The organism is Bosea sp. RAC05, from assembly GCF_001713455.1.
GTDB lineage: Bacteria > Pseudomonadota > Alphaproteobacteria > Rhizobiales > Beijerinckiaceae > Allobosea.
The window spans coordinates 4,285,753-4,311,090 of sequence record NZ_CP016464.1; the positions used below are offsets into that span (position 1 = coordinate 4,285,753).

Here is a 25,338-nt window from a genome sequence, read left to right on the forward strand (position 1 = left end):
GTCAGGCGGCAATCCCGGCCTCGGATGCCGGGAAGATGTGCAGGCGCTGCAGCGGGATGCGCAGGCCGATCGTGATTCCGAGTTCGTGGCGGTCGGCGTCGTCGACCGTGATCTGGCGGCCGGCGGCCTCGATCCGGTAGCGGTAGACCCCGCCCGGATAGGCGCGCGCGGCGATGGTGCCGGGGACCAGCAGATCCCCGCCCGCCGCCGCGTCGCTGGCGTCGAGCCTTGCGACATCGTCGCGGAAATAGGCGACCGCCTCGCCGGCCGGCAGCGCCTGGGCCGCCTCCGGCGCGAGCCGCGCCATCGCCGTGCCGGCCGTGACGGAGGCGCCGCCCTCGGCGCGGGCGACATGCAGCGGCAGCACGTTCTCCGCACCCATGAAATTCGCGACGAAGGCGCTCGCCGGGCGGTCATAGACCTCCTCGGGCGTGCCGACCTGCGCGACGCGGCCCGCCTGCATGATCACCAGCCGGTCCGCCATGGTCATGGCCTCCTCGCGGTCATGCGTGACATGGACGGCGGTCAGCCCGAGCCGCTGCTGGATGGCGCGGATCTCGTGGCGCATCACCATGCGGATCTTGGCGTCGAGATTGGAGAGCGGCTCGTCGAGCAGGAGGATGCCGGGGTCGATGGCGAGCGCCCGGCCGAGCGCGACGCGCTGGCGCTGCCCGCCCGAGAGCGCGGTGACCTTGCGGTCCTCGTAGCCGGAGAGGCCGAGCATGGAGAGCAGCGCGCCGACCTTGGCCGCGATCTGCGCCTTGGGCACGCCGCGCAGCTTCAGCCCGTAGCCCATGTTCTGCAGCACGCTCATATGCGGCCACAGCGCATAGGACTGGAACACCATCGCCATGCCGCGCTTCTCCGGCGGCAGCGGGGCGACGTCGCGCCCTCCGACCAGGATCGCCCCGGACTCGACCGGCACGAAGCCCGACAGCGCCCGCAGCAGCGTGGTCTTGCCGCAGCCCGAGGAGCCCAGCAGCGCGGTGAAGCTGCCCGGCTCGAAATCGAGGCTGACGCCATGCAGCACGCGCGTGCCGCCATAGGAGACCTTCAGGTCGCGCACGGCGATCGACGCGCCGCTGCGCGGCCCGTTGGGCATATCGGTTGGCACGGTGCCATCTCCCTAGAACGCGCATTTTGCTCGGTTGGAATGGAATGGATCTTCCATTTCCGATACGCTTGGAGCAAACATAACGTCTGTGTCGGACCGTGTGCAATAGGTTTATGAAGCTCTGATGACAGGCCCGATCCACTCCCTCTGGCTGATGCCCGCCGCCGACGACGGCGCCCTGCTCGCGGGCGTCCTCGCCGATCTCTCCGCCCGCTTCGGCGCGCCGCTCTTCACCCCGCACCTGACGATCGCCGGCGATACCGACAGGCCGGTGACGCAGCTCTCAGCCGAGATCGCAGCGGCCGCCGCCGAGGTCGCGGTTTTCTCCGAGGCTGTGACGGGGATCGAGACGAGCGAAAGCTTCTTCCGCTCGTTCTATGCGCGTTTCGCGGTCTCAGACCCGCTGTTGGCGCTCAAGCAGCGGCTCGACCCGCAGGCGCGCGAGCCCTTCCTGCCCCATGTCTCGCTGCTCTACGGCCCGGTCGCGGCCGGGCCGAAAGCGGAGGCCACAGCCCAGGTCTCGGCGGCGCTGACCGGCCGCCCGATCCGCTTCGACCGCCTCTGCGTGGTGACGTCGGGCCAGGACGTCCCGATCGCCGACTGGCGCATCGTCGGGACGGTGGAGTTGGGCTGACGCCCCTCAACCGTCATTGCTTCGCTGCGCTCGCAATGACGGATATCGCGACGCCCCCGCAATCCTGCCTCTGGAACACCGCGTCATCCCGGACCGGCCGCGCAGCGGCGCCGCTCCGGGACCCATCATAGGACGCGACGGAGCCCTAGGATGGATCCCGGAGCTCCGCTTCGCTGCGTCCGGAATGACGGCAGGGGTTCAGCCGCGTTACGCTACCCCCTCGGCAGCGCCTCCAGGAACCGCGCCGGCTCGCCCTGCGAGGGCGTCACGATCTCGGCCTCCCACATCACCTTGCGGCCGCGCACATAGGTGCCGACCGGCCAGCCGGTGACGGTGACGCCGTCATAGGGCGTCCAGCCGCATTTCGAGGCACCCCAGGCGTTGGTGATCGTCTCGCGCCGCTTCAGATCGACGATGGTCAGGTCGGCGTCGTAGCCGGCGGCGATGCGGCCCTTGCCCTCCATCCCGAAGATGCGCTGCGGCCCGTGGCTGGAGAGATCGACGAAGCGCTCGAGCGTGAGCCTGCCGGCATTCACATGGTCGAGCATGATCGGCACCAGCGTCTGCACGCCCGGCATGCCGGAATGGCTGGCGGGATAGGCGTGGTGCTTTTCCTCATGCGTGTGCGGCGCATGGTCGGAGCCGAGCACATCGACGATGCCCTGCTCGACACCCCACCAGATGCGCTGGCGGTGGCTGTCGTCGCGGATCGGCGGGTTCATCTGGGCATAGGTGCCCAGCCGCTCGTAGCAGTCCGGCGCGACCAGCGTCAGATGGTTCGGGAGCACCTCGACGGTGGCGACATCCTTGTGGTCCTTGAGGAACACCATCTCCTCGCCGGTCGAGATGTGCAGGACATGCACCCGCGCGCCCGTCTCGTGCGCGATCCGCACCAGCCGCTGCGTGCAGGTCAGCGCCACCTCGGGCGAACGCCAGACCGGATGGCTCGCCGGGTCACCCGTGACGCGCAGGCCCATCCGCTCGCGCAGCATGCCCTCGTCCTCGGAATGGAAGGCGGCGCGCCGGCGCGTCTGGCGCAGAATGGCGGCGACGCCCGCATCGTCCTCGACCAGCAGGTTGCCGGTGGACGAACCCATGAAGACCTTGATGCCGGCCGCGCCCGGCAGGCGCTCCAGCTCGGGGATGTCCTTCACGTTCTCATGCGTCCCGCCGACCCAGAAGGCGAAGTCGCAATGCATGCGGTGCCGCCCGCGCGCGATCTTGTCGGCCAGCGCCGCTTCGCTCGTCGTCAGGGGATTGGTGTTCGGCATCTCGAAGACGCAGGTGACGCCGCCCATCACCGCCGCGCGCGAGCCGCTCTCCAGATCCTCCTTGTGGTCGAGCCCCGGCTCGCGGAAGTGCACCTGTGAGTCGATCACGCCGGGCAGGATGTGCAGCCCCGTGCAATCCACCACCTCGCCGGCCGAGGCGCGCGAGAGATCGCCGAGCGCCATGATCTTGCCGCCGGTGATGCCGAGGTCGCGCTGCACGCGCCCGTCATGGTTCACCACCGTGCCGCCCTTGAGGATCACGTCATAGGTCTGCGGCATGGCGGGTCTCCCGGTCGGTCTGCAATGAACCGCGATTAGCCGAAACGACGGGCGCTGGCGAGTTGAGAACGCGCGCGAAGCCGCCTACCTATCGCCTTTATCCGCAGGAGCCGAAGCCATGCCCGCCACCCATCTGATCGACCGCGGCGTCATCCGCGTCGCCGGCGAGGACGCCCGCCCTTTCCTGCAGAACCTCGTCACCAACGACCTGGAGGCGGTGACGCCGGATCAGGCCGGCTATGGCGCGCTGCTGACACCGCAGGGCAAGATCATCTGCGATTTTCTGGTCGTCGCGGTCCCCGATGCGGAAGGCGGCGGCTTCCTGCTCGACACGCCCCTGCTCCAGACCGCCGACCTGATGAAACGCCTCAAGCTCTACAAGCTGCGCGCCAAGGTGACGCTCGACGACCTGACCGAGGCGACCGCCGTGATCGCCGCGACGGATGGCGGCGCGCTGCCGGCCGACAGCGGCCTCGTCTATGCCGATCCGCGCCTGCCGGGCCTGGGCCAGCGCGCCCTGATCGATCGCGACGGTGCCGCCGAGTTCGCGACCGCCGACATGCAGGACTGGCACGCGCGGCGCGTCGCGCTCGGCATCCCCGAGGGCGGCCGCGACTTCGCCTATGGCGACGCCTTCCCGCATGAGGCGCTGCTCGACCAGACCGGCGGCGTCTCCTTCAAGAAGGGCTGCTATATCGGCCAGGAGGTCGTCTCCCGCATGCAGCATCGCGGCACCGCCCGCACCCGCGTCGTGCCGGTCGTCTTCGACGGCGGCATCGCGGCCGAGACCGGCGCGGAAGCCGTGGCCGGCGGCAAGCCGCTGGGCCGGATCGGCTCGGCCGCCAACGGCCGTGCGCTCGCTCTGCTCAGGCTCGACCGCGTCGCCGATGCGCAGGCGGCCGGAGAACCCCTGCTCGGCGGCGGCATGGCCTTCACGCTGGCCAAGCCGGATTTCATCCGCTTCCCCTTCCCCGGCGAGGCGGGCTTCGGAGCCGCGGCATGAGCGACACGACCACCGCGGGCGAGGAACGCACCGCCATCGCGGGCCCTGACGGCAAGTTCCGCTGTCGCTGGCCGGGCACCGACCCGCTATATCTCGCCTATCACGACACCGAATGGGGCGTGCCGGAGTACGACTCCCGCGCGCTCTGGGAGAAGCTGATCCTCGACGGCTTCCAGGCCGGACTGTCCTGGATCACGATCCTGCGGAAGCGCGACGCCTTCCGCGCCGGCTTCGCGAATTTCGATCCGGAACAGGTCGCGCGCTTCGGCGAAACGGACGTCCAGCGCCTGCTCGCCGACCCCGGCATCATCCGCCATCGCGGCAAGATCGAGGGCACGATCAAGAGCGCGCGCGCCTATCTCGCGATCAGCGAGCGCGAGCCCTTTGCGGATTTCCTCTGGAAGCATCTCGACGGCCGCGTGCTGCAGAACAGCGTCCGCACGCAAGGGGAAGTGCCGACGCAGACGGCGACCTCCGAAGCGATGGCGAAGGAGTTGAAAAAGGCCGGCTTCACCTTCTGCGGCCCGACCATCGTCTACGCCTTCATGCAGGCCTGCGGGCTGGTCAACGACCACCTGACCGGCTGCTTCCGCCGCGACGAATGCGCGGCGCTGGCGCGCGACATCAGGCCGGCATGAGCGCCTCCGCCGTCATTGCGAGCGCAGCGAAGCAATCCAGGAGGGCTCGTTCGACGTCCCCCTGGATGGCTTCGTCGCGAGCGCTCCTCGCCATGACGAAAGCCGCCTGACCATGGCCCGCGCCCCCGCACCGCCGCGCGCCTGGCAGCGTATGCTGTCGGGCCGCCGGCTCGACCTGCTCGATCCCTCCCCGCTCGATGTCGAGATCGAGGACATCGCCCATGGGCTCGCCCGCGTCGCGCGCTGGAACGGCCAGACCAAAGGACCGCACTCCTTCTCGGTCGCGCAGCACAGCCTGCTGGTTGAGGCCATCGCCGATCATCTCAACCCCGGCTGGTCGCAATCCTGGCGGCTGATGGCGCTGCTGCATGACGCGCCCGAATACGTCATCGGCGACATGATCTCGCCCTTCAAGGTCGTGATGGGCGACGCCTACAAGGCGGTGGAGACGCGGCTGCTCGGCGCCATCCATCTGCGCTTCGGCCTGCCGGCGGCCCCTCCCGCCCTGCTCAAGCGCAAGACCAAGGAGGCCGACACCATCGCCGCCTTCCTGGAGGCGACCGAGCTCGCCGGCTTCTCGCGCGACGAGGCGCTGCGCTATTTCGGCCGGCCGCAGGCGCTGCCGCGGGCGGTGGCGGCCCTGCTGCAGCCGCTCGACACGCAAGCCGCGCAGGAGCTGTTCCTGGCGCGCTTCGCCGCGCTCACTGCGTCAGGCGGATCTGGCTGATCTCGCGGGCGATCTGCTGGAACACCGGCGTCAGCTGCGAGGCGCTGCTGACCTCGTAATACATGCTCGGCGTGGTCGCACAGTTCTGCAGCAGCGTGCGGTCGCCATTGATCACGCGCACCGTGTAGATGCGGATGCCGGCGTCCTTGGCCGTCTGGCAGGCGAGCGTCGTGCGGGCGTCGATCGCGCTGCCATTGGTCGTGAAGCGGTTCTGCGTGTTCTCGCCGTCGGTCAGCAAGATCATGTACTTCTGCAGCCGCGGCGTGGCGAAGGGCTTCGCCTCAGTGAAGGGAACGCCAGGCGTCAGCGTCGCCATGCCCCAGTTCGCGCCGATCGTGACGTTGGTGTTGCCCACCGGGGTCATGCCGTTGATGGCGTTGGTCAGCGCCGTCCAGTCCGAGGTCAGCGGCGTGATCGGCGCCAGCGTCGAATACGCGCAGAAATCGGCCGGGTAGAGCGTGGCATAGGCCGAGACGGTCTCGTTGTCCTTGACGTCGTTGGACTGGTCGCGGTCGCTGATGCAGCCGGTCCAGGTCGACTTGGTGATGGTCACCGTGTTGCAGGTGCGGTTGCCCCAGCGATCCGTCGTGCAGGTCGTCTTGCCCTGGTCGAACCGCAGCCAGGGCTCGTCCTTCAGCGTGGTCGCGACCTTGATCTGCGTCGCGAACGGCACGACCGAGATCTTGATCTGGTCGGCCACCAGCGTCGCCTCCTTCATGATCTTGATCAGGTCGAGCGAGGCCGCCTTTAGCGCGGTCATCTTGCCGGAGGAGGCCATGGAGCCGGTGTTGTCGAGCGCCAGCGCGAGCTCGATCGTGTTCGTGCCCCAGGTCGATTGCGAGGTGCTGCCGACCTGCACGCTGTCGTGCCCGATCAGCCGCGTCAGGCTGGTGTCGATCGAGAGATTGGCCGCCACGGAAATCGTCCGGGCCGTCCGGTCGATCGTGATGGTGGCGCTGGTGAAGGTCCTGGCGGCGTCACCGCTCAGATTGGCGGCGATCCACTTGTTGATCCGGTCGCGCAATTCGCTGTCGCTGAGCTTGGTCGCGTCGCGGGCCGCCATCAGCGCCGCGGAATCCACCGCCGCGTTCAGCATCTGGCGGGCATCCGAGGCCCGGGAATAGTCGATCGTGGCGCCGGTCAGGCCGATCACCGGGACCATGGCGAAGCTGAACATCACCATCACATTGCCGCGCTCGTCCGAGCTCAACCGCTTCAGCCGCCGCATCATGGAACCGAGCTTCATGGACTATCCCCCGACAATCAGCCCTCAGGACACCCCCGCCCCCGTTGCGGGGGGCTGAATCCGATCGTTCGAATTGTCGCTATCGTCGGTTTTCGCGCCGGGCCCAGCCGCCTCACGGTCGCGAGCGTTAACGAATGTTGTCACCTTTTCGAAATCGGCAAAGGTCCTCGGCGCTTTTCGTCGTTTCGCGAAGGATCATCTCGGGCGATAAGGAACCAACGAGACCCTCAGCCGGAGTGCATGCGATGACCGAAGCTTCCCTCACCCTTCCCAAGGGCGTCGTCGTCAAGGGCGCGCTCGCCGCGCGCTATGGCGAAGTGCTGAGCCATGACGCGCTCGCCTTCGTCGCCGACCTGCACCGCCGCTTCAACGAGACGCGCAAGCGCCTGCTGGCGCTGCGCGCCGAGCGGCAGAAGCGCTTCGATGCCGGCGAGACGCCGGACTTCCTGGCCGAGACCCGCCATATCCGCGAGGGCGACTGGACGGTGGCGCCCATCCCCGCCGATCTGCTCGACCGCCGCGTCGAGATCACCGGCCCGGTCGACCGCAAGATGATCGTCAACGCCCTGAACTGCGGCGCCAAGGTCTTCATGGCCGATTTCGAGGACGCCTCCTCGCCGGTCTGGGCCAACATGGTCGAGGGCCAGATCAATCTGAAGGACCGCTGGGCCAACGCGATCGACTTCACCGACCCGACCACCGGCAAGGCCTACAAGCTTAAGCCCCAGCCCGCCGTGCTGATCATCCGCCCGCGCGGCTGGCACCTGCCCGAAGCCCATATCGAGATCGACGGCGAGATCGCCTCGGGCTCGCTGGTCGATTTCGGGCTCTATCTCTTCCACAACGCCAAGGCCGCGCTCGCCGCCGGCTCCGGCCCCTATTTCTACCTGCCCAAGCTCGAGAGCCATCTCGAAGCCCGGCTCTGGAACGACGTCTTCGTCGCCGCGCAAGGCGCGCTCGGCATGAAGACCGGCACGATCAAGGCGACCGTCCTGATCGAGACGCTGCCGGCCGCCTTCGAGATGGACGAGATCCTCTACGAGCTGCGCGACCACATGGCCGGCCTCAACTGCGGCCGCTGGGACTACATCTTCTCCTTCATCAAGAAGCTCGCCCGTAACCCGGCCTTCGTCCTGCCCGACCGCTCGCAGGTCGTGATGACCAAGGCCTTCCTGAACGCCTATTCGCTGCTGCTGATCAAGACCTGCCACCGCCGCGGCGCCTTCGCCATGGGCGGCATGGCCGCGCAGATCCCGGTCAAGAACAACCCGGAGGCCAATGCGGCGGCCTTCGCCAAGGTCAAGGCCGACAAGGAGCGCGAGGCCGGCAACGGCCATGACGGCACCTGGGTCGCCCATCCCGACCTCGTCCCCGTCGCCATGGAGGTCTTCGACCGGCTGATGCCGCAGGCCAACCAGCTCGACAAGAAGCGCGAGGACGTCAACGTCACCGCCAAGGACCTGCTGGAAGTCCATCAGGGCACGCGCACCGAAGAAGGCTTCCGCGAGAACATCCGCGTCGGCGTGCAGTATCTCGAGGCCTGGCTGCGCGGCCGCGGCGCGGTGCCGATCTACAACATGATGGAAGACGCCGCGACGGCCGAAATCAGCCGCGCCCAGATCTGGCAGTTCGTCAGCTACGGCGTCGAGGTCGACGGCACCACCAAGGTCACCCCCGACCTGTTCAAGCGCTGCCTCACCGAGGAGATGGCCCGCGTGAAGACCGAACTCGGCGCGGAGACGTATGACAAGGGCCGCTTCCCCGAGGCGATCGCGCTGTTCTCGGAACTCTCGCTCGCACCGCAGTTCGAGGATTTCCTGACCCTGCCAGCCTACGGGAAGCTGTGAGGGGCTGAGGCTCTGATGATGCGAGGGCGCCGCCGCGAGGCGGCGCCTTTTTCGTCTGGGAGGAGTCGGAAGCCGAGCCAGACGATCGGCGAGGGGAGAAGGGACGAACCACGCTGCCAACCCGCCCTCGAATCGGCTAGACCCGCCCCATGACAAAGCCCTTCGCCGCCCGCCTCACTGAAGCCGTCGCGCGCTACCGCGCCGAGATCGCCGGCCCGCGCGAGCTTCTCTCGCTGCTGCGCTGGCAGATCGACCAGGGCCACGCGCTCGACTCGCGCGACACCTTTCCCGGCCATGTCACCACCAGCGCCTATGTGCTCTCGCCCGATCACAGCCGCATCCTGCTGATCGACCATGTCGTGATCGGCCGCTGGCTCCAGCCCGGCGGGCACTGGGAGGAGGCCGAGAGCTTCCACGCCTCGGCCGCGCGCGAGGCGCTGGAGGAGACCGGCGTGCAGGGGCTGCGGCTGCATCCCTGGCACGAGGGCAGCGACCGGCCCTTCGTCATCGACAGCCACGATGTGCCCGGCAAGCCGTCCCGCGGCGAGCCGGCCCATGTCCATCACGACCTGCAATATCTCTTCCTGGCCGATCCGGGCGCCCCGCTCGTCGCCCAGATCGAGGAGGTCCACGCCGCCGCCTGGAAGCCTCTCGCCGAACTCGCCGACATCGCCCCGCTGGGCCTCGCGCGGATCTGCAGCCTGACGCCGCCGGGCGCCCTGTAGCAGTCCGGCAACATGTAATATTATAACAGTTCATGAGCATCCAGGGCTCTGGACGGGCCCGGTCGGGGGCGCGCATCATCCGGCTGTCACAGCCAGAATGACGAAGCGTTAACCATCTTTGGTCATGATCGACCACGCTCGGAGCTGATCTGCGCCGGCAGGTCTTCGCGTCGCCGCAACAGGAATCGCGCCATGACGTCGCAAGCCACCGCCCTCTCATTCGTCGCACTCCTGCTGGCCTCGGCGACCGTCGCATCCGCCGCCGACCTGCCGTCGCGCAAGGGAGCCCCCGTCGCGCCGCCGGTGTTGTCGGCCTGCAGCGAAAGCGAGGGCATCCCGACCGACGCCTTCGGCTTCACCACCGGTTCCGACGTCGCCGACAAGGGCTCATTCGGCACGAGCCTGACCTATGGCGGCGCTTATGGCACGCGCACCGGCTCGTCCAATGGCCACGGCCTGCAGCTCCAGGGCTCCTACGGCCTGCTGCCCTGCCTCGAGGTCGGCCCCTATCTGCTCGGCGGCTACACGAATGCGTCCCTGGGCGGCGTCAGCGCCGACTCCACCAGCTACGGCGCCGGCGTCGAGATGAAGTACCGCCTGCTCGGCCGCGACCTGCATGGCCTGGGTCTCACCGTGGTGCTCGACCCCAGCGTCAACCGCACCGATCCCGACGGCGCCGGGCGCTTCACCACCTACAACACCGGCATCCGGCTCTTTGCCGACAAGACGCTGGTTCCAGGCAAGCTCTACGCCGCGCTGAACCTGTCGCATGACATGACCTGGACGGGCCCGGACCCCTATGGCCGCTCCTCCACCTTCACGGTCGGCGGCTCGCTCGCCTGGCAGGCGCTGGACGGCGTCTATCTCAGCGGCGAGGTCCGCCATCAGCGCCGCTACACCGATCTCGGCTTCGGCAATGAAGCCGGCTACGCCACCTTCGCCGGCCCCGGCATCTACTGGCAGGCGAGCAAGCAGCTCGCGATCTCGGCCGCCTACAACGTCCAGGTGGCGGGCAAGGCCAAGGGCCAGCCCGGCGATCTCGACCTGACCAATTTCAGCCAGCACCTCGTCAAGGTGAAGGCGGCCTACAGCTTCTGACCAAGACCACCGGCGCGGGCCACGCTCGCGTCGCGACATGAATCCAGCGAGGCGGCTGCAGCGATGCGGCCGCCTTTCTCGTTGGCGCGAGCGTGCGCGTTGACGCCCGCAGTTGACGCCTCTAGAACAAGCGAAACGATACTCCACCCCAGTATCAGGGCGACGATGCCGCATACGCCTGAAGAGAAGAAGCGCGCGGTGACGCGGCTCAAGCGCATCCGCGGCCAGGCCGATGCGCTGATCGCCGCCGTCGAGCGCGGCGAGCCCTGCGGCGCCCTGCTGCAGCAGCTTTCCGCGCTGCGCGGCGCCGCGACCGGGCTGATGGCGGAGGTGCTGGAAAGCCATCTGCGCGAGACGCTGCTGGGCCAGGCCTGCGGAGATCAGAACGCCCATGACCATGCCCCGGCGAGCGAGCCGGCCGAGATCGGCGAGATCATGCGCGTGATCCGCCCCTATCTGAAATGACCCGCAAAACCGAGGAAGGAACCGCCCGATGAAGACCCGCGCCGCCGTCGCCTGGGAAGCCGGCAAGCCGCTCACCATCGAGACCATCGAGATCGGCGGCCCGAGGGCCGGCGAGGTGCTGGTCGAGGTCATGGCGACCGGCATCTGCCACACCGACGCCTACACGCTGTCGGGCCTGGATTCGGAAGGAAAATTCCCGGCGATCCTCGGCCATGAGGGCGCGGGCATCGTCCGCGAGGTCGGCGCCGGCGTGACCTCGCTGAAGCCGGGCGACCACGTCATCCCGCTCTACACGCCCGAATGCCGCAGCTGTAAGTCCTGCCTGTCGCGCCGGACCAATCTCTGCACCTCGATCCGCTCGACGCAGGGCCAGGGCGTGATGCCCGACGGCACGAGCCGCTTCTCCTGCGATGGCGGCGAGGTGTTCCACTACATGGGCTGCTCGACCTTCGCGAACTTCACCGTCCTGCCCGAGATCGCGCTGGCCAAGGTCCGCGAGGACGCGCCCTTCGACAAGATCTGCTACATCGGCTGCGGCGTGACGACCGGCATCGGCGCGGTGATCTACACCGCCAAGGTCTGGCCGGGCGCGAATGTCGTGGTCTTCGGGCTGGGCGGCATCGGCCTCAACGTGATCCAGGGCGCCCGCATGGTCGGCGCCGACAAGATCATCGGCGTCGACATCAACCCGGCCAAGCAGGAGATGGCGCGCAAGTTCGGCATGACCGACTTCGTCAACCCCAAGGAGGTCGGCAACGACAAGGTCGTTCAGGCCATCGTCGATCTCACCGGCGGCGGCGCCGACTTCTCCTTCGACGCCACCGGCAACGTCAACGTGATGCGCCAGGCGCTGGAATGCTGCCATCGCGGCTGGGGCGAGTCGATCGTCATCGGCGTCGCCGAGGCCGGCAAGGAGATCGCGACGCGTCCGTTCCAGCTCGTCACCGGCCGAGTCTGGAAGGGCACGGCCTTCGGCGGCGCGCGTGGCCGCACCGACGTGCCGAAGATCGTCGACTGGTACATGGAGGGCAAGATCAACATCGACGACCTGATCACCCACAAGCTCAGCCTCGACGAGATCAATGTCGGCTTCGACCTGATGCACGAGGGCAAGTCGATCCGCAGCGTGGTGGTCTACTGAGCGCCGCCGTCTTCCCGCCGCATCGGCGGGGCAAGACACCGTGTCATTCCGGGGCAGCGTCTGGCGCTGAACCCGGAACCCACGACTGGGTGGGACCTTTGACAGAACGACCGGGCGCAATCGCCCGGTCGTGGGTTCCGGGCTCTTCGCTTTGCGAAGCCCCGGAATGACAAAGGTCGCGCAAGCATAAGGAACACCCCATGGAACTCGTCTCGTCCTCGAAGGCCTTCGGCGGCTCGCAGCGCGTCTATCGTCATGACAGCGCGGCCTGCGCCTGCCCGATGACCTTCGCGATCTTCCTGCCGCCGCAGATCGAGGACGGGCCGGTGCCGCTGCTCTGGTATCTCTCGGGGCTGACCTGCACGCATCAGAACGTCATGGACAAGGGCGAGTACCGCGCAGCCGCGGCCGCCAACGGCATCGCCATCATCTGCCCCGATACCAGCCCGCGCGGCGAGCACGTGCCCGACGAACCCGGCAACTGGCAGTTCGGCTCCGGCGCCGGCTTCTATCTCGATGCGACGCAGGCGCCCTACGACAAAAACTACCGGATGGAGAGCTACATCCGCGACGAGCTGCCGGAGCTGGTCGAGCGGCATTTCCCGGTCGACATGACCCGCCAGGGCATCTTCGGCCATTCCATGGGCGGCCATGGCGCGATCACGCTCGCGCTGAAGAATCCCGAGCGCTACGCCTCCGTCTCCGCCTTCGCGCCGATCGCCCAGCCCTCGACCGCCGGCTGGTCGCGCCCGGCCTTCGAGAAGTTTCTCGGCCCCGACGAGGGCCGCTGGCGCGCCTATGATGCAACGCTGCTGATCGCCGACGGCCACCGGGTGAAGGACCTGCTGGTCGACCAGGGCACCGCCGACGGCTTTCTCGACGAGGGCCTGCGGCCGCAGCTGCTCGAGGTCGCCTGCGCGGCGGCCGGCATCCCCTTCGAGCTGCAGATGCGCGAGGGCTACGACCACTCCTACAACTTCATCTCGACCTTCATGGCCCAGCACATCGCCTGGCATGCGCAGCGGCTGACGAAGGCCTGAGAGGCGGCGGCGTATTTTTTTCGACCGCCTGTCGAAACCGGCCGGGGCTGGACGTCATCATGGCAGCCGGGGGATGGTTCTCCGGCGTCAGGTGACGAGGAGTTCGCCCCATGCAGTACATGCTCATCTTCCGCGAGACGGACACCGAATTCGGCCTGCGCGACGACCCCGCCAAGGGACCGGCCTACTGGGCCTCCTGGATGGCCTATGTCGGCGCGCTCAACCAGGCCGGGCTCGTGGTCAGCGGCGCGGGCCTGCAGCCGCCCCACACGGCCACCATGGTCCGCATGCGCGACGGCCGGCGCCAGGTGCAGGACGGCCCGCATCCCGACACCAAGGAGCAGCTCGGCGGCTATTTCGTCATCGACGTGCCCGACCTCGACGCCGCGCTCGACTGGGCGGCGCGCAGCCCGGCCTCGGCCTATGGCTCGACCGAGGTGCGCCCGGTGCTGCCGCCCCCGCCGCAGCCGGCCGGCTGATGGCCGGCGAGGCCGGTGCACATGAGGCGCGGATGGCGGCCGATCTCGCCGCCCGCGCCTCCTATGGCCGCCTGCTCTCGCTGCTGGCCCGCGACTGGCGCGATCTGGCAGCCGCCGAGGATGCGCTTGCGGAAGCCTTCCGGCTGGCGCTCGATCGCTGGCCCTCGGACGGAGTCCCGGCCCGTCCGGAAGCCTGGCTGCTGACGACCGCGCGTCGCCAGCTGATCGACGGACGGCGCCGCCAGAGCATCCGCGCAGCCGCCGAGCCGACCCTGACCCTGCTGGCGGAGCAGGATGCCAGCGCCGACGGCGCCGCCTTTCCCGATGAGCGGCTCAAGCTGCTCTTCGTCTGTGCCCATCCGGCGATCGACGCCGCCGCCCGCGCACCGCTGATGCTGCAGGCCGTGCTGGGTCTCGATGCCGCCCGCATCGCCCAGGCCTTCCTGACCTCGCCCGCGGCACTCGGCCAGCGCCTGGTGCGCGCCAAGGCCAAGATCCGCGATGCCCGCATCGCCTTCGTCATTCCCGAACAGGCCGAGTTGCCCGGGCGGCTCGATGCCGTGCTGCAGGCGATTTACGCCGCCTATGGCAGCGGCTGGGAGGATATCGCCGGCGCCGATCCCCGGCGCCGCGGCCTCGCGGACGAAGCGATCTGGCTGGCGCGGCTCGTCATCCAGCTCCTGCCCGAGGAGCCCGAGGCGCGTGGCCTGCTCGCGCTGATGCTGCATGGCGAGGCCAGACGCGAGGCCCGCAGGGCGGCCGACGGCGCCTTCGTGCCCCTCGCCGAGCAGGACACGGCGCGCTGGTCGGCACCGCTGATCGAGGAGGCGGAAGCCGAACTGGCGCAGGCCGCCCGGCACGCGGCGCTGGGGCCGTTCCAGCTCGAGGCGGCGATCCAGTCCGTCCATGCCGCCCGGGCCGTGACGGGGCGCACCGACACCACCGCGCTGGCCCGGCTCTATGAGGGGCTGGCCCGGCTCGCACCGACGACCGGCGTGCTCGTCAGCCGGGCCGCGGCACTGGCCGAGGCATCCCACCCGCAGGCCGGGCTCGCGGCCCTGGCCGAACTGCCCTCAGGCGACGTCCTGTCCTATCAGCCCTACTGGGCCCTCAAGGCCCATCTGCTGCGCCGGTCCGGACAGGGCGAGGCCGCCCGGGACGCCTATGACCGCGCCATCGGCCTCAGCAGCGACCCGGCCGTGCGCGACTTCCTGATGCAGGCGTCTCGGCGCCCGCCGGACTGAGCCCGGGCTTTCGAGACGCGGGCGGCGGCCCTCACACCACCGCGGTCAGCCCGCCATCGACCATCAGCAGATGGCCGTTGACGTAGTCGGACGCCGCCGAGGAGAGGAAGATCGCCGCACCGACCAGTTCCTTGGTCTCGCCCCAGCGCCCGGCCGGCGTCCGGTTGCAGACCCAGGCGGTGAAGGCCTCGTCGGCGATCAGCGCCTTGTTGATCTCGGTGGTGAAATAGCCCGGGCCGATCGCATTGGCCTGGATGTTGTGCTTGCCGAGCTCGGCGGCGAGCCCGCGCGTCATCATCTTCACCGCGCCCTTCGAGGCCGTGTAGGGGATGATCGTCGCCCGCCCGAGCTCGCTCATGACGGATCCGATGCTGATGATCTTGCCGCGCTTGCGCGGCAGCATCCGCTTGGTCACGGCCTGGGTGACATAGAACACCGAGTGCAGGTTCGTCGCCATCACCTCGTGCCAGCCCTCGACCGGGAATTCGTGAATCGGCGCGCGCTTCTGCATGCCGGCATTGTTGATGAGGATGTCGATGGGCCCGATCTCGGCCTCGATTCCCGCGACGCCGGCCTCGACGGCCGCCTGGTCGGTGACGTCGAAGGGCGCGACCGAGACCTTGCGGCCGGCGGCCGAGATCGCCTGCGCGGCGCGCTCCAGCTTGGCGCGGTCGCGCCCGTTCAGCACGACATGCGCGCCGGCTTCCGACAGCCCTTCCGCCAGCGCGAGGCCGATCCCCTGCCCCGACCCGGTGACGAGGGCGATCTTGCCCTCCAGACTGAACAGAGAGAGTGACATGGCGGAACCTCGCGAACGGGATCACCGGCATCTTTCGAATTGCGCCGGCTCGGCGAAAGTGGGTAAGCAGCTTTCAATCGATTAGACAATATCGGCGAGGCTTTCATGCCTCCCTCAGCCCTCATCCTGAGGAGCCGCGCTCCGGCGGACCGCTCCTCAGGATGAGGGCTGAGAAGACCGCCAACATCAGGGAAGAAGCTATGCGCGCCGTCGTCATCCATGCCGAAAAGGACCTCCGCGTCGACGAGGTCACCGTCGGCGAACCCGGTCCGCGCCAGGTCCGCGTCAAGATCGAGGCCGGCGGCATCTGCGGCTCGGACCTGCATTACTACCTGCATGGCGGCTTCGGCACGATCCGCGTGCGCGAGCCGCTGATCCTCGGCCATGAGATCGCGGGCCGGATCGAATGCGTCGGCGCCGAGGTCACGCGCGTCAAGGTCGGGGATCGCGTCGCCGTCAATCCCAGCCGCGCCTGCGGGCAGTGCCGCTACTGCCAGATGGGCCAGCAGCAGCACTGCACGGACATGCTGTTCTACGGCAGCGCCATGCGCTTCCCCCATGTCCAGGGCGGCTTCCGCGAGATGCTGGTGATCGAGGAGCGCCAGGCGGTGAAGGTTGCCGATCACGTGACCGCTGCTGAAGCCGCCTTCGCCGAACCGCTCGCGGTCTGCCTCCATGCCGTCAAGCGGGCCGGCCCGCTGCTCGGCAAGCGCGTCCTCGTCACCGGCTCGGGGCCGATCGGCATCCTCACCATCATCGCCGCCAAGGCCGCCGGCGCGGCCGAGATCGTCGCGACCGATGTGGTCGACGGCCCCCTGCCGACGGCGCTGAAGATGGGCGCCAGCCGCGCCATCAACGTCATGGCCGAGCCAGACCGCCTGAAGGCCGAGTACGGCGCGGAAAAGGGCGCCTTCGACGTCATGTTCGAGGCCTCGGGCAACCAGCACGCGCTGACCGGCGCCTTCGACGTGGTGCGCTCGGGCGGCGTGATCGTGCAGATCGGCGTCGGCGGCAACTTCACCCTGCCGATGAACGTCGTCGTCGCTAAGGAGTTCGACCTGCGCGGCTCCTTCCGCTTCCACGAGGAGTTCGACTGGGCGGTGGCGATGATCGGCTCGAAGACCATCGACCTCTCGCCGCTCTTGACCGCCACCATCCCCGTCGAGCGCGCGATCGAAGCCTTCGACCTCGCCGCCGACAAGTCGAAGGCGATGAAGGTCCAGCTCGCCTTCGGGTGAAGTGAGCTTTCTCTCGGCCCTCATCCTGAGGAGCGCTCCGCAGGAGCGCGTCTCGAAGGATGTTCCAGCCTGCGCCGGAGCCTCCTGAAGCATCCCTCGAGACGCCGCTGACGCGGCTCCTCAGGATGAGGTCTGAGAAATTGGCCTCCCGTCTACGATCCGTCACAAATCGTGAGAAGGCGGAAACCTATTCCAGCTATAAAACGCAGCCGAGCGGGCTCCTCGCCCGGTTGGACGGACACGACATGACACGCAAGTATTTCGGCACCGACGGCATTCGCGGACGCGCCAATGGCGTGATCACGCCGGACCTCGCCCTCAAGGTCGGGCAGGCGACCGGCCTCGCCTTTCACCGCGGCACGCACCGCCACCGCGTCGTGATCGGCAAGGACACGCGCCTCTCCGGCTACATGATCGAATACGCGATGGTCGCGGGCTTCACCTCGGTGGGCATGGACGTGATGCTGCTCGGCCCGATGCCGACGCCGGCGGTGGCCATGCTGACGCGCTCGATGCGCGCCGATCTCGGCGTGATGATCTCCGCCTCGCACAACGCCTATGAGGATAACGGCATCAAGCTGTTTGGTCCCGACGGCTACAAGCTGAGCGACGAGGTCGAGAGCGAGATCTCGGCGCTGATCGATTCCGATCTCTCGCCGCGCCTGTCGTCCTCGCCGACGCTGGGTCGCGCCAAGCGCATCGAGAGCGCCCATGCGCGCTATATCGAATTCGCCAAGCGCACCCTGCCGCGCAACATGAGCCTCGAGGGCCTGCGCATCGTCATCGATTGCGCCAACGGCGCCGGCTACAAGGTCGCGCCCGAGGCGCTCTGGGAGCTGGGAGCCGAAGTCATCGCCATCGGCGTCGAGCCCGACGGCTTCAACATCAACAAGGATGTCGGCTCGACCGCGCCCGAGGCGCTGATCGCCAAGGTCCGCGAGCTGCGCGCCGATATCGGCATCGCGCTCGATGGCGACGCCGACCGCGTGCTGATCGTCGACGAGCGCGGCCAGGTCGTCGATGGCGACCAGCTCATGGCGGTGATTGCACGGACCTGGCAGGAGGATGGCCGCCTGTCGCAGCCCGGCGTGGTCGCCACCGTGATGTCCAATCTCGGGCTCGAGCGCTATCTGGCGGGGCTGGGCCTCAGCCTCGCACGCACCGCGGTCGGCGACCGCTATGTGCTGGAGCATATGCGCAGCCACGGCTTCAATCTCGGCGGCGAGCAGTCCGGCCACATCATCCTGTCGGATTTCGGCACCACCGGTGACGGCCTGGTCGCGGCGCTGCAACTGCTGGCGGCGGTCAAGCGGCAGGACAAGCCGGTCTCCGAGGTCTGCCACGCCTTCGAGCCGCTGCCGCAGATCCTCAAGAACGTCCGCTACGCCAACGGCAAGCCGCTCGAGAAGAAACCCGTCGTCAGCGCCATCGAGGCGGCGCGGCAGATGCTGGGCGAGAGCGGCCGCCTCGTCATCCGCCCCTCCGGCACCGAGCCGGTGATCCGCGTGATGGCCGAAGGCGACGATGCGGCCCTCGTGATGCGCGCCGTCGACGACATCGTCGAGGCCGTGACGAAGGCCGCGGCTTAGTACCCTCTGCCTACCCGTCATCCCGGACAAGCGGCACAGCCGCGCAGGCCGGGATCCATCATGGGGCGTCGCCGCGTCCTGTAATGGATCCCGGCCGACCTGCGGCCGTCCAGAATGACGGAGAGGGCGCAGGGATAGCGCGTGACGCTACCCCCGCGTCCGATGCCGTGCGCGCCGACGCCACCCGCCCGTTAACCCCTCGGCAAGTATTCGGGCCTCCTTCAGACTTTTTTGAGGTTAATTCCTAAGGTTAAGTCTCGTTTAAGGAATTACCGGCATCCTGCCCTCGTCGGTAACAAGCGTGGGCTGTGTATTGGGCGCCGCGCAAACTCGAGGGACACTGCCATGGGCAGCCTGAAAACTTTTGCGCTGGCCAGCGCCATGGCGCTCGGGGCGTCCGCCGCCGCTGCCGCCGATCTCGCCTACGCGCCGCCCCCGCCGCCTCACGCGCCGCTCGGCCTCAAGGGCACGATCAGCAGCGGCTTCTATCTCCGCGGCGACATCGGCGTCGGCTCGCAGTCCTATGACGAGCTGGACGTGAAGCTGAACAACGGCCCGGTCATCGCGACCGCGGGCGTCACCTCCTTCACCACCATCAAGCCCGATCGCGGCTTCGCCGCCTTCGCCGGCGTCGGCATCGGCTATCAATTCAACAGCTATCTGCGCTTCGACGTGACCGGCGAATACCGCGGTGGCTCGTTCAACGGCCGCGACCAGATCTCCTTCAATTTCGGCGTCCCGACCAACCAGACCAACGTCTACCGCGCCGATGTCGCGACCTTCGTCGCGCTCGCCAACGCCTATATCGATCTCGGGACCTGGAACTGCCTGACGCCTTACCTCGGCTTCGGCATCGGCATGGCCAACCACTCGGTCAGCGGCCTCTCCGACCAGGGCATCAACCAGGCGGTGGGGGCGGCCTTCGCCAACACCTCCTATGCCTATGGCGACTCGGCCGACAAGACCAACTTCGCCTGGGCCCTGATGGCCGGCGTCTCCTACGACGTCACCTCCAACCTCAAGCTCGACATCGGCTACCGCTACCTGAACATGGGCGACGGTCCGACGATCGGCCTGCGCGGCGCCAACGGCCTGCTCGCCAACCCGAGCTCCTCGGTCCGCTTCAAGGGCATCGACAGCCACGACATCCGCATCGGCATGCGCTGGAACTTCAGCGACCCGAACTGCTGCGGCCCGGTCGAGAAGCCGATCGCCTACGCGCCGGCCCCGACCGTCCGCAAGTACTGAGACGCACGGCATTCCATCCAGACGGCGCGGACTCCGGTCCGCGCCGTTTTCGTTCGGAAAGAGGGTAGCGCTCAGCGCAGCAGCGACGCGCCCGTCATCTCGGCCGGCTGGGGCAGGCCGAGCAGTGCCAGCAGCGTCGGCGCGACATCGGCCAGGCGCCCGTCCGCGAGCGCGGCCGCGCCGCTGCCGATCGCCATCACCGGCACCGGGAAGGTGGTGTGGGCGGTATGCGGCGCCCCCGTCTCGGGATCGACCATCAGCTCGCAATTGCCGTGGTCGGCCGTCACGAGCAGCGCACCGCCCGCGGCCGCGATTGCATCGGCGATGCGCCCGAGCCCGGTATCGACGGTCTCCACCGCCTTGATCGCAGCAGCCAGCACGCCCGTATGGCCGACCATGTCCGGATTGGCGAAGTTCAGCACCAGGAGATCGTAGCGGCCCGATTCGATCGCCTCGACGACTCGGTCTGTCAGCTCGGGGGCCGACATCTCCGGCTGGAGGTCATAGGTCGCGACCTTCGGCGAGGGCACCATCACCCGGTCCTCGCCGGCCAGCGCCGTCTCCTCGCCGCCGTTGAAGAAATAGGTGACGTGCGGGTACTTTTCGGTCTCCGCCATGTGGATCTGAGTGAGGCCCGCCTTCGACACGGTTTCGCCGAGCCCGTTGGCAAGCGTCTGCGGCGCAAACAGCGGCGGCATCACCGCGTCGAGTTCGGCGCTGTAGGAGGTCATGCTGACCGCCTTCGCCAGGATCGGCCGGCGCGACCGTGCGAAGCCGGCGAAGCCGGGCAGCAGCACGGCATCGAGGATCTCGCGGATGCGGTCGGAGCGGAAGTTGAAGCTCATGAGCCCATCGCCGTCTTCCATGCCGGCATAGCCGCCGATCACGGTGGGCTCGATGAACTCGTCGGTGATGCCGGCGGCATGGGCCGCCGCGATGACCGCCTCCGGCCCGACGAACTCCGGCCCCTCGCCCAGCACCATCGCCCGCCAGGCGCGCTCGACGCGCTCCCAGCGGTTGTCGCGGTCCATGGCGTAGTAGCGGCCGGACAGGCTCGCGATGACCGCCTGCGGCGGCAGCGCGGCGGCGAACTCGCGAATGTATCCGGCAGCCGAACGCGGCGGCGTGTCGCGCCCGTCGGTGAAGATGTGGATCCTGACCGGGATGCCCTGCTCGACCAGCAGATGCGCCAGCGCCACCGCATGGTCCTGATGCGCATGCACGCCGCCGGGCGAGACGAGGCCGAGCAGGTGGCAGGCCCCGCCGCTCGCCTGGAGCGCGTCGACCAGCCCGCTCGCCGCCAGCGCCTGCGCCAGCGAGCCGTCCGCGATCGCCTGGTTGATCCGCGGCAGGTCCTGCATCACGACGCGGCCGGCGCCGAGATTGAGATGGCCGACCTCGGAATTGCCCATCTGGCCGGGCGGCAAGCCGACATCGAGCCCCGAGGTCTTCAGGAAGGCATGGGGCGAGGCCGCCCAGAGCCGGTCGAAATGCGGCGTGCGGGCGAGGCGCACCGCATTGTTCTCGGTCTCCTCGCGCCAGCCCCAGCCGTCGAGGATCATCAGCATGACGGGGCGCTTGGCGGGGGCGGCGGACATGGCGACCTGTGAACATCTGTGAAGACCGCTGTGCGGATACCATGCGCCGCAGCGCCTTTGCGAGTGCTAAGAAGATCGGACAAAGGCCGCCGGGGAGAGGTGTCATGACGATCAGGGCCGTGGTCTTCGACGCCTATGGCACGCTCTTCGACGTGCAGTCGGTGGCCGGCATCACCGAGGCCGCCTTTCCCGGCCATGGCGAGACCATCACCCAGCTCTGGCGGCTGAAGCAGCTCGAATACACCTGGCTGCGCGGCCTGATGGGCGCCTATGCCGACTTCTGGTCCGTGACGCAGGATTCGCTGACCTACACGCTGGAGACGCTCGGCCTGTCCGCGACGCCGGACTTCGTCGCGACCGTCGCGGAGGCCTATGACGCGCTGGCGCTCTATCCCGAGGCCCGCGAGGCGCTCGAGGCGCTGTCTCCGCTGCGGCTCGCCATCTTCTCGAATGGAAGCCCGGCGATGCTCGGGCGCCTCGTCGCGCAGGCCGGCATCGGCGATCTCCTGGAGACGGTGATCAGCGTCGACGAGATCGGCGTCTACAAGCCCGATCCCCGCGGCTACGCCCATGTCGAGGCGCGCCTGAGCCTCGCGCGCGACGAGATTCTCTTCGTCTCCTCCAACGGCTTCGACATCGCCGGCGCCCGGGCGCATGGTTTCCGCGTCGCGCGGATCGCCCGCGTCCCGGAGGAGGCGCTGCGCCGCGATCTCGCGGGTGCCACGACGATCGGCCCGGCGCTGATGTTCAAGGCGCTGCGGCTGCGCCCCGAGCGCCTCGGCTTCGAGGCCGACGTCACCATCGCCGCCCTGACCGATCTCGCCGCCCTCGTGGCGCGGAGGCAAGACGCCTGGGGTGGCTGACGCCGTCGGCCCCGCCGGGCGGCCTCAGTCGGCGAGCACGAAGTCGAAGCGGCCGATCTGCCCTCCGGCCGCCGCCGTGACCTGCATCAGCAGGCTGTCATGGAAGATGCGGTCGCGCTGGTTGGCCGCCCGCTCCTCGGGAAAATAGAGCTGCGTCGTCAGCAGGGGCCGGTTGCCGGCCTGCACCTTCACGTGGAAATGCCGGGTCCGGCCGGGATAGAACCCGGGAATGCGGGTGATGAACTGGTAGCGCCCCTGGGCATCGCTGAGCTGGTGGCCGCGAAAGCGATAGCCGGCATTGTCGTATTGCCCCTGCGTGTCGGCGTGCCAGAGATCGACCAGCGCGCCCGGCAGCGGCTGGCATTGCCGGGTCAGCACGAAGCCGGAGAGCACCAGCGTCTCGCCAGGGCCGTCGCCGCGCAGGTCGCGCTTCAGCGGCGAGGACGGCGTGAAATAGGGCCCCTCCGTCTGGCGCCGGGCCCCGGAGGCCGGCGCCTCGCAGGCCGGCGTCGCCGGCAGCGCCTGCGCCTCCGCCAGTCCCGGCAAGGTCAGGCTGGCGAAGCCGAAGGCCGAGAGGCGGGCTGTGAGATGCCGGCGGGTGAGCAGGCTTGACGGGGGCGTCATCCGGCAGATCCTCTGTTGATCCCGACGCGGCGGGCGCCGCATCTGTCACAGGTGGCGAGCGCCGCGCCTGCGACAAGCCGCCCCTCACAGGGACGTGATCCCCCATGACCGCGCCGCCGTGGCCGGAGCCCCCGGCGGCGGATAAGCAGGAAGCCCGACAGCCGGAGGCCGCTCATGATCAAGTTCTACTACCACCCCTCGCCCAACCCGGCGAAGATCGCGCTCTTCCTCGAGGAAGCCGGCCTCCCCTACGAGATGGTGCCGGTCGACACCCGCCGGGGCGACCAGTTCAAGCCCGAATTCCTCGCCATCAACCCCAACGCCAAGACGCCGGCGCTGACCGACGGCGACGCCACGATCTTCGACAGCAACGCGATTCTACTCTATCTCGCCGAGAAGACCGGTCAGTTCCTCCCCGAGGACACGCCCAAGGCCCGCGGCGAGATGCTGTCCTGGCTCATGTTCGTCGCCACCGGCATCGGCCCCTATTGCGGCCAGGCGGTGCATTTCAGCCGCTTCGCGCCGGAGAAGATCCCCTATGCGATCAACCGCTACGCCCGCGAGGCGGAGCGCCATTGGGGCCTCATCGACGCGCAGCTCGCCAAGGGCCGATACATGCTGGGCGAGCGCTACACCCTGATCGACATGTCGGTCTGGGGCTGGGCGACGCGTCTCGGCTTCGCCGTCGGCGATCACTGGGCCGAGCTGTTCCCGCATGTGAAGCGCCATCTCGACGAGATCTCGGCGCGGCCCGCGGCCCAGCGCGCGACCGCGCTGAAGGACGCCTTCGCCTTCAAGATGGAGGTCGACGAGGAAGCCCGCAGGATCCTGTTCCCGCAGAACGCCCATCTCGCCTGAGCAGGGCCTTCAGCCGGCGCTGCCTCGGGCGCGCGCCGGCTCCTCGCCCTCCCCGTCCTTCAGCGCCTCGAGCGGCGCATCCAGCGTGAAGACGAGGCCGGCGGGCAGATAGGCACTGTCCGCCCGCCCCTGGGCAGCCGTGAAGGTGCGCTGGATCAGACGCGATCCGAAGCCTCGACGCGTGGGCGGCACGACCGGCGGCCCCCCGCTTTCCTGCCAGCGCAGGCGGAACTGCGGCACGCCGTCGATCTCGTCGATGCGCCAGGACAAGGCGACGCGGCCGCTCTCGTTCGACAGCGCGCCGTACTTGACCGCATTCGTCGCCAGCTCGTGCAGGACGAGGGTGAGCGCCAGCGCCGCGCGCGGCCCGAGCACGACGTCGGGCCCGCCGATCTCGAATCGCGTCGGATCGCCCTGGATGCCGATGACGCTCGCCGCGATATCGGCCATCGCCGCATGCGCCCGTGCACCGCCGACCAGCAGATCATGCGCCCGCGCCAGGGCCGAGAGCCTCGCCGTGAAGGCCTCGTTGGCGGCCTCCAGCGAGGTCGCGCCCCGCAGCGTCTGGGAGGCGATCGCCTGGATCATGGCGAGCGTGTTCTTCACGCGATGCGCCAGTTCCTGCATCAGCAGGCGCAGTTGCGCCTCGGTCTCCTTGCGCTCGGTGACGTCGATATGCGCGCCGATGAGCCGCTGCGGCCGCCCCTCCCCGTCGCGCTCGATCTGCGCCACCGCCGAGATCCAGCGCACCGCCCCGTCGGAGGGTCGGATGATCCGGTACTCCATCTGGTAGTCGGTCGCCGAGCCGGCGACGCTCTCGCGGAAATGGCTTTCGACCATCGCCCGCTCCTGCGGATGGATGCGCCGGACCCAGTCCTCATGGGTCTCGTGCGCGGCCTCCGGCGGCAGACCGTGGACGAGCAGATATTCGGGCGAGCGCGTGTTGCGGAAACCATCCCGCAGATCGACCTCGAGCCCGCCGACCTTTCCGATCTTCTGGACCTGGGCGAGTTCCTGCTCGCGCCGGCGCAGCGCCTGCTCGGCGGCGTCGCGCTCGCGCTGCGCCTGGATCAGCTTGGTCGTCTCGGTGACGACGGCGAGCACACCGAGCCCGCCGCCGTCATCATCGAAGATCGGGCTGTAGTCGACGTTCAGCCAGACATCCTCGGCGGCGCCGTTGCGATGGAGCACGAGCGGCAGGTCGCGGAAGGACAGGGGCTGGCCGCCTTCGAACACGGTCCCCATCACCTGGTCGTGAAGCTCCCGGACCTCGGGCCAGGCCTCGTGCAGCGCGCAGCCCAGGATGTCGGGATGCTTTGCGCCCGCGATGACGGCATAGGCGTCGTTGTAGAACAGGAGCCCGGACGGGCCCCAGAACATCACCATCGGCGTCGGCGTCGCCAGCACCACCTGCACGGCCGAGCGCAGCCGCGCCGGCCAGGCCGGGACAGGCCCCAGCGGCGTTTCCGCGCCGGTCCAGCGGCGCAGCATCGCACCGACCTCACCGCCGCCGACCGGCCAGGATCGCTCGTTCATCCGTCTCCCCCGGGCCGAGCGGCAGGGCCGCGGC

The 25,338-nt window shown here is 68.8% G+C and carries 24 protein-coding genes; 17 read left to right on the top strand and 7 right to left on the bottom strand.

What is annotated here, in order from left to right:
- Position 1: 1 nt before the first annotated feature.
- Entirely contained in the window at positions 2 to 1,114 is a 1,113-nt protein-coding gene (locus BSY19_RS23810; RefSeq protein ID WP_335622312.1) for an ABC transporter ATP-binding protein, read from the bottom strand.
- A 124-nt stretch (positions 1,115 to 1,238) separates the two neighbouring features.
- Here BSY19_RS23810 and BSY19_RS23815 point away from each other — a divergent pair, with 124 nt between their 5' ends.
- Positions 1,239 to 1,748, top strand: a complete 510-nt coding sequence (locus BSY19_RS23815) for a 2'-5' RNA ligase family protein (RefSeq protein WP_069056328.1) — start codon at positions 1,239 to 1,241, stop codon at positions 1,746 to 1,748.
- A gap of 212 nt (positions 1,749 to 1,960) precedes the next feature.
- Here the strand turns inward: BSY19_RS23815 and BSY19_RS23820 are convergent, their stop codons facing one another.
- On the bottom strand, positions 1,961 to 3,298 hold the full coding sequence (locus BSY19_RS23820; protein ID WP_069056329.1) for a dihydroorotase: 1,338 nt from the start codon (positions 3,296 to 3,298) through the stop codon (positions 1,961 to 1,963).
- Between the two features lie 118 nt (positions 3,299 to 3,416).
- Between BSY19_RS23820 and ygfZ the strand changes: the two genes are divergently transcribed.
- From ygfZ to BSY19_RS23835, 3 genes are all read left to right on the top strand, one after another.
- Positions 3,417 to 4,301: a CAF17-like 4Fe-4S cluster assembly/insertion protein YgfZ gene (ygfZ, locus tag BSY19_RS23825; RefSeq protein WP_069056330.1), complete on the top strand. Its 885-nt coding sequence runs from the start codon at positions 3,417 to 3,419 to the stop codon at positions 4,299 to 4,301.
- A complete protein-coding gene (locus BSY19_RS23830; protein ID WP_083247802.1) occupies positions 4,298 to 4,939 on the top strand; it encodes a DNA-3-methyladenine glycosylase I in 642 nt (213 codons plus the stop codon). The genes ygfZ and BSY19_RS23830 overlap by 4 nt, the downstream gene beginning before the upstream one ends.
- A gap of 112 nt (positions 4,940 to 5,051) precedes the next feature.
- Positions 5,052 to 5,666: a YfbR-like 5'-deoxynucleotidase gene (locus BSY19_RS23835; protein WP_069056331.1), complete on the top strand. Its 615-nt coding sequence runs from the start codon at positions 5,052 to 5,054 to the stop codon at positions 5,664 to 5,666.
- Here BSY19_RS23835 and BSY19_RS23840 read toward each other — a convergent pair.
- Positions 5,641 to 6,912 (bottom strand): TadE/TadG family type IV pilus assembly protein, encoded by a 1,272-nt coding sequence (locus BSY19_RS23840; protein WP_069056332.1) that lies wholly within the window; start codon positions 6,910 to 6,912, stop codon positions 5,641 to 5,643. The genes BSY19_RS23835 and BSY19_RS23840 overlap by 26 nt on opposite strands.
- Before the next feature lie 245 nt (positions 6,913 to 7,157).
- Between BSY19_RS23840 and aceB the strand changes: the two genes are divergently transcribed.
- The 8 genes from aceB to BSY19_RS23880 all read left to right on the top strand — a co-directional run bounded on the left by aceB (position 7,158) and on the right by BSY19_RS23880 (position 14,951).
- On the top strand, positions 7,158 to 8,759 hold the full coding sequence (gene aceB, locus BSY19_RS23845; protein ID WP_069056333.1) for a malate synthase A: 1,602 nt from the start codon (positions 7,158 to 7,160) through the stop codon (positions 8,757 to 8,759).
- A gap of 149 nt (positions 8,760 to 8,908) precedes the next feature.
- Entirely contained in the window at positions 8,909 to 9,484 is a 576-nt protein-coding gene (locus tag BSY19_RS23850) for an NUDIX hydrolase (protein WP_069056334.1), read from the top strand.
- A 192-nt stretch (positions 9,485 to 9,676) separates the two neighbouring features.
- On the top strand, positions 9,677 to 10,582 hold the full coding sequence (locus BSY19_RS23855) for a hypothetical protein (protein WP_069056335.1): 906 nt from the start codon (positions 9,677 to 9,679) through the stop codon (positions 10,580 to 10,582).
- A 165-nt stretch (positions 10,583 to 10,747) separates the two neighbouring features.
- Positions 10,748 to 11,047 carry a metal-sensing transcriptional repressor gene (locus BSY19_RS23860; RefSeq protein WP_069056336.1) on the top strand — a complete coding sequence of 100 codons (300 nt, stop codon included), beginning with the start codon at positions 10,748 to 10,750 and terminating at the stop codon, positions 11,045 to 11,047.
- Between the two features lie 28 nt (positions 11,048 to 11,075).
- A complete protein-coding gene (locus tag BSY19_RS23865; RefSeq protein ID WP_069056337.1) occupies positions 11,076 to 12,188 on the top strand; it encodes an S-(hydroxymethyl)glutathione dehydrogenase/class III alcohol dehydrogenase in 1,113 nt (370 codons plus the stop codon).
- 200 nt (positions 12,189 to 12,388) lie between these two features.
- A complete protein-coding gene (fghA, locus tag BSY19_RS23870) occupies positions 12,389 to 13,228 on the top strand; it encodes an S-formylglutathione hydrolase (RefSeq protein WP_069056338.1) in 840 nt (279 codons plus the stop codon).
- A gap of 110 nt (positions 13,229 to 13,338) precedes the next feature.
- Positions 13,339 to 13,707 (top strand): YciI family protein, encoded by a 369-nt coding sequence (locus BSY19_RS23875; protein WP_069056339.1) that lies wholly within the window; start codon positions 13,339 to 13,341, stop codon positions 13,705 to 13,707.
- A 32-nt stretch (positions 13,708 to 13,739) separates the two neighbouring features.
- Positions 13,740 to 14,951, top strand: coding sequence for an RNA polymerase sigma factor (locus BSY19_RS23880; protein WP_236840441.1), 1,212 nt, complete (start codon positions 13,740 to 13,742; stop codon positions 14,949 to 14,951).
- 31 nt (positions 14,952 to 14,982) lie between these two features.
- On the opposite strand, the gene BSY19_RS23885 is transcribed toward BSY19_RS23880, so the two are convergent.
- Complete coding sequence (locus BSY19_RS23885) at positions 14,983 to 15,750, bottom strand: SDR family NAD(P)-dependent oxidoreductase (RefSeq protein ID WP_069056341.1); 768 nt, start codon at positions 15,748 to 15,750, stop codon at positions 14,983 to 14,985.
- Positions 15,751 to 15,950: 200 nt separating this feature from the next.
- Here BSY19_RS23885 and BSY19_RS23890 point away from each other — a divergent pair, with 200 nt between their 5' ends.
- The 3 genes from BSY19_RS23890 (at position 15,951) to BSY19_RS23900 (ending at position 19,825) form a co-directional block, all read left to right on the top strand.
- Positions 15,951 to 16,988, top strand: a complete 1,038-nt coding sequence (locus tag BSY19_RS23890) for an L-idonate 5-dehydrogenase (protein WP_069056342.1) — start codon at positions 15,951 to 15,953, stop codon at positions 16,986 to 16,988.
- 245 nt (positions 16,989 to 17,233) lie between these two features.
- Positions 17,234 to 18,577 carry a phosphoglucosamine mutase gene (gene glmM, locus BSY19_RS23895; protein ID WP_069056343.1) on the top strand — a complete coding sequence of 448 codons (1,344 nt, stop codon included), beginning with the start codon at positions 17,234 to 17,236 and terminating at the stop codon, positions 18,575 to 18,577.
- Positions 18,578 to 18,922: 345 nt separating this feature from the next.
- Entirely contained in the window at positions 18,923 to 19,825 is a 903-nt protein-coding gene (locus BSY19_RS23900) for an outer membrane protein (protein WP_069056344.1), read from the top strand.
- Positions 19,826 to 19,896: 71 nt separating this feature from the next.
- On the opposite strand, the gene gpmI is transcribed toward BSY19_RS23900, so the two are convergent.
- A complete protein-coding gene (gene gpmI, locus BSY19_RS23905) occupies positions 19,897 to 21,423 on the bottom strand; it encodes a 2,3-bisphosphoglycerate-independent phosphoglycerate mutase (protein ID WP_069056345.1) in 1,527 nt (508 codons plus the stop codon).
- Between the two features lie 104 nt (positions 21,424 to 21,527).
- Between gpmI and BSY19_RS23910 the strand changes: the two genes are divergently transcribed.
- Positions 21,528 to 22,286, top strand: a complete 759-nt coding sequence (locus BSY19_RS23910; RefSeq protein ID WP_069056346.1) for a haloacid dehalogenase type II — start codon at positions 21,528 to 21,530, stop codon at positions 22,284 to 22,286.
- A gap of 24 nt (positions 22,287 to 22,310) precedes the next feature.
- On the opposite strand, the gene BSY19_RS23915 is transcribed toward BSY19_RS23910, so the two are convergent.
- Positions 22,311 to 22,910: a dioxygenase family protein gene (locus tag BSY19_RS23915; protein WP_069056347.1), complete on the bottom strand. Its 600-nt coding sequence runs from the start codon at positions 22,908 to 22,910 to the stop codon at positions 22,311 to 22,313.
- A gap of 174 nt (positions 22,911 to 23,084) precedes the next feature.
- Between BSY19_RS23915 and BSY19_RS23920 the strand changes: the two genes are divergently transcribed.
- The gene (locus tag BSY19_RS23920) at positions 23,085 to 23,768 is read left to right on the top strand and encodes a glutathione S-transferase family protein (RefSeq protein WP_069056348.1); all 684 of its coding nucleotides are present in this window, start codon (positions 23,085 to 23,087) and stop codon (positions 23,766 to 23,768) included.
- 9 nt (positions 23,769 to 23,777) lie between these two features.
- Here the strand turns inward: BSY19_RS23920 and BSY19_RS23925 are convergent, their stop codons facing one another.
- Positions 23,778 to 25,304, bottom strand: coding sequence for a sensor histidine kinase (locus BSY19_RS23925; protein ID WP_069056349.1), 1,527 nt, complete (start codon positions 25,302 to 25,304; stop codon positions 23,778 to 23,780).
- Between the last annotated feature and the right edge of the window lie 34 nt (positions 25,305 to 25,338).